We start from the raw sequence: 3,767 nt of genomic DNA, 5'->3' as shown, positions 1-3,767 counted from the left end.
GGCGGAGTGGACGGGACTCGAACCCGCGACCCCCGGCGTGACAGGCCGGTATTCTAACCAACTGAACTACCACTCCACACATCTTGCTTCTGTAAATTTTAAAAGGACTTACAACCTTTGAAACAATTGGCGGAGTGGACGGGACTCGAACCCGCGACCCCCGGCGTGACAGGCCGGTATTCTAACCAACTGAACTACCACTCCACATTTTCGTTGCTGTTTGAGTCTCCCCTGACAGCGGCGTGAATAATACGAATCAGCCCCTGCTTCGTCAAGGGGTTTTTCGTTTTTATTTAGGTTTTTTAGTCATCTGTCAGCGAAAGGTTTAAAATTTCACCGGATCTGTCACTTTTCGAGCTATTTTTAGCGGGCTGATTTTTTTCTGCGGAACTCGGCTCGGGCTCGGCCTGTTGCTGTTTATTGAAAAATGTTCGCTTCAGCTTCAATTTGACTGGTTTTTTTTCAACAAAAATTCGCACCGTCAGCCAGCCAAGTAATAAAACGATTAAATTTCCGCCAACAATTAAACTCACCAGTACCGATGTGGCCATTTTCGGTTGTTGCGGTGGCGACTCAATTGGCTGACTGGGTTTAATTAACGTGGCTGGGTCAATTTCGGGCACTGCGACAATCGGTCGTTTAACGCTAAATTGATAGGCGGGTAAAGTTGCCATAAATTCTCGGCCATTGTTATTTGTGCCAAAAATAGCCATTTCAACACTATATCGCCCCCAACCATAGTTTTTAAGCGACAGAGTACGTGATGGCTGCTCTGTTTGCGCTAGGGTAAATATTTGCTGCTCATCATTTGGGTAAAATAGCTTGCCTTGTATAATCACTGTGTCGGGTTGCACTATGCTGCTATCTAAATTAATTGTTAACAAATGATCGCTAACGTCTTGTTCTGCTAACGCTAAGTTATACTCCACTGGCGCAGGGTGCACCTTAATCACGTTTTGTACTATGCGGCGCTGAAATTGTGGCGTGGCAATGTATAATTCAGGGATCCATTCACCTTCGGGAAAGTCCAGTTTAAACTCCCCGGTGAACACCCCGTCTCTCGCTTGCTCGTCAAACCCCTGTCCATCATCCCTAAATTCGGCCACTTCTTGAGTACCGGCACCAAAATTAGCGGCGTTTTCATTATTAGTACTCACAAAGTCAACATTTAAGGTAACAACATCTTTAAACAGGTGCGCATTGATTGGCTCATCGTCATTTAAAATTTTGCCGGTTACTTTAATTGTTTCGCCTCTAAATACCATAGGTGGCAGTGGCTCTGCTTGCAGCGATATATCCCCTAACACCACGATACGACTATTAGGCATGATACTGCCAATCACTTGCCAAGGGCCTGCCATTGGGTTGCGAATGGTGACTAGGTCATAACTTAGCTCGTCGTACCATTCAAGGTCCGGATTTTTCAATGATTCGGTGGCAAAATACTTGCTGCCGTCGGGCTTGACTAAAATGACGGCAGGGGAGCCCGGCTTTCTAAAAAACAATAAGGTAATTTCATCTATATTATGATCGATACGAAAACGATTATCGAGTAACGGGATTTCATTTTGCTTACCATCACGCTTGAGTTCTTCAACTTGTTTTACCGCAAATGCACTGCCGCTAAAGACACTAACAAACAGTAGCGCGGTGACAAAATACATCGTTTTCATAAAGTAAGCCTTATTCAGCGCGCCATAAGCATTGGCCGCCCTCTTGATTAACTAAATCCAATCGTGCTTCATGTGCCGCGTGCTCTGCCTCGCTTGCACGCAATACAACGAGCGGAGCTCTATCGCTGTTTAAACGCCTTATACCGCCCTGCTGATGTTCACTACTGTCATCTTTATTTTGATTCAGGTTGAGCTTAACCTGCCCCCCCGTCATTGCTAAATACACATCGGCTAAAATTTCAGCATCTAGCAATGCGCCGTGCAAAGTACGCTTAGTATTATCTACATCGTAGCGGCGGCATAATGCATCTAAGTTATTCTTTTGTCCTGGATGCAAGTCACGGGCCATTTTAAGGGTGTCGAGCACTTGGCAAAATGCATGGGTTTTCGGGTGGTGCTGATTCAGTAGCGCAAATTCGTTATCCATGTGGCCCACGTCAAAGGGGGCATTATGAATTACCAGCTCGGCACCTTTTATGTACTCAAAAAACTCTTCGGCAACTTGATGAAATAAAGGTTTGTCGCGTAAAAACTCATTGGTAATACCGTGAACGTCTATCGCTTCTTCTTCAATGCTGCGCTGTGGATTAATATACACATGAAAGTTGTTACCGGTTAAGCGGCGATTTACCAGCTCAACACAACCAATTTCGATAATACGGTGCCCTTGTTTTGGGTCGATGCCGGTGGTTTCTGTATCTAAAACTATTTGTCTGCGTGCCATATCGAATTAATCCTGACTCTGGTATCTTTCTATAATCACTTTATTGTACATAATATCAAGGTAAAACAGTGGAAAAAACCGTAGAGATTTATACTGATGGCTCATGTTTAGGTAATCCAGGCCCCGGCGGGTATGGTATTTTTATGATTTATAACGAACACGAAAAGAAATTGAGCCAAGGTTATAAACTAACGACCAACAACCGCATGGAAATGCTCGCGGCCATTGTTGCACTGGAATCTCTCACTCGCCCGTGTGTGGTTAATCTCACCACCGACAGTCAATACGTAAAGCAAGGGATTGAATCTTGGATTGCCAATTGGAAAAAACGCGGCTGGCTTACCTCAGCTAAAAAACCGGTTAAAAATGTCGACTTATGGCAACGCCTCGATAAAGCATGCAACAAGCATACTGTTACCTGGAAATGGGTTAAAGGACATAGCGGCCATAAATACAACGAAATTGTTGATGACTTAGCCCGCGAGGCAGCAAGCAGCAAAGAGTTGCTTGACGATGTCGGTTATCAAGCTTAAATAAAAATCACTTTTTACTTTGCTGGTAATGTTGTTTTGATGTTTGCCTGAGCCCCGCTCCCTTTACCGGGGAAAATTGCGGCCTTGCATGCCACTTCGGCTTAATTGGGGTTAACGGCGCAACACGTTTACGTGCTACCAGCATATACACACTGCCCATAGGTTTTAAATACTGCTTGGTAAAACTGCGCCAACATGCAAATCGAGATAGCCGATTCCCCCGCGCCAGTGATGAGTAAATAAACCGCTCATCACTCACAATTTCAAAGCCTAATAAATTCAACCAATCTTTTACTCGCCCGGGAGTAAAAAAGCGACCGGTCCACGGCAGCTTTTCGCCGCTAAAAGGTAATAATTGTGCCAGTCCACATAAGCTGAACGGATTAAAGCCGGTCACCACGATATAGCCGCCAGGTATTAATGTGCGGTGTACTTCGCGCAAAATATGGTGTGGATCTGAATGATACTCTAAACAATGGCTTAAAATACACGCATCTATGGTGTGCTCATAAAAGGGTAACTCATCTATATCGGCTACCACGCCAGTATAGGGGCCTGGCTCAGCAACACAGACTTGATGCCGAATGCTGCACTGGCTGGTATTTAATTCAGCACTTAAACTGCCCAGCTTTAACATATGATAACCAAACATACGCGGTAACCAAGGCGCAAGTTTACGTTCTATGTCGCAGCGTAAATAATCCCCATGAGGGAACTGCTGCCATGACAACGGTTTAGGTCCTTCTTGAAAACTAAGGGCTGGTTTCATTTTATGAGCTCGTTATACTATAGGTAACTGTCACTTTATAGAGCAACGTAACATGGTGCAAGTCAAAG

Annotated in this window: 4 protein-coding genes and 2 tRNA genes; 1 reads left to right on the top strand and 5 read right to left on the bottom strand. The window is 44.7% G+C overall.

Features of this window, described 5'->3' with window-relative positions; all coding sequences use genetic code 11:
- Window positions 1-2 precede the first annotated feature (2 nt).
- From ABYB02_RS15485 to dnaQ, 4 genes are all read right to left on the bottom strand, one after another.
- Window positions 3-76: transfer RNA gene (locus tag ABYB02_RS15485), tRNA-Asp, on the bottom strand.
- Window positions 77-127: 51 nt separating this feature from the next.
- Window positions 128-204: transfer RNA gene (locus ABYB02_RS15480), tRNA-Asp, on the bottom strand.
- 98 nt (window positions 205-302) lie between these two features.
- Window positions 303-1,673 (bottom strand): TIGR03503 family protein, encoded by a 1,371-nt coding sequence (locus tag ABYB02_RS15475; RefSeq protein WP_372763300.1) that lies wholly within the window; start codon window positions 1,671-1,673, stop codon window positions 303-305.
- Between the two features lie 10 nt (window positions 1,674-1,683).
- The gene (dnaQ, locus tag ABYB02_RS15470; RefSeq protein WP_372763299.1) at window positions 1,684-2,397 is read right to left on the bottom strand and encodes a DNA polymerase III subunit epsilon; all 714 of its coding nucleotides are present in this window, start codon (window positions 2,395-2,397) and stop codon (window positions 1,684-1,686) included.
- A 68-nt stretch (window positions 2,398-2,465) separates the two neighbouring features.
- Between dnaQ and rnhA the strand changes: the two genes are divergently transcribed.
- On the top strand, window positions 2,466-2,930 hold the full coding sequence (gene rnhA, locus ABYB02_RS15465; RefSeq protein ID WP_372763298.1) for a ribonuclease HI: 465 nt from the start codon (window positions 2,466-2,468) through the stop codon (window positions 2,928-2,930).
- A gap of 7 nt (window positions 2,931-2,937) precedes the next feature.
- Here rnhA and ABYB02_RS15460 read toward each other — a convergent pair whose 3' ends face one another.
- The gene (locus tag ABYB02_RS15460) at window positions 2,938-3,699 is read right to left on the bottom strand and encodes a methyltransferase domain-containing protein (protein ID WP_372763297.1); all 762 of its coding nucleotides are present in this window, start codon (window positions 3,697-3,699) and stop codon (window positions 2,938-2,940) included.
- Between the last annotated feature and the right edge of the window lie 68 nt (window positions 3,700-3,767).

It is taken from the genome of Pseudoalteromonas sp. (assembly GCF_041613455.1).
Taxonomy (GTDB): Bacteria; Pseudomonadota; Gammaproteobacteria; order Enterobacterales; family Alteromonadaceae; genus Pseudoalteromonas.
Note: the sequence above shows the minus strand (reverse complement) of the source record. Positions and strands in the feature narration are given on the sequence as shown.

Coding starts and splice junctions, on each gene's coding strand:
- ABYB02_RS15475 (WP_372763300.1), bottom strand. CDS start 1,673: ATGAAAACGATGTATTTTGTCACCGCGCTACTGTTTGTTAGTGTCTTT.
- dnaQ (WP_372763299.1), bottom strand. CDS start 2,397: ATGGCACGCAGACAAATAGTTTTAGATACAGAAACCACCGGCATCGAC.
- ABYB02_RS15460 (WP_372763297.1), bottom strand. CDS start 3,699: ATGAAACCAGCCCTTAGTTTTCAAGAAGGACCTAAACCGTTGTCATGG.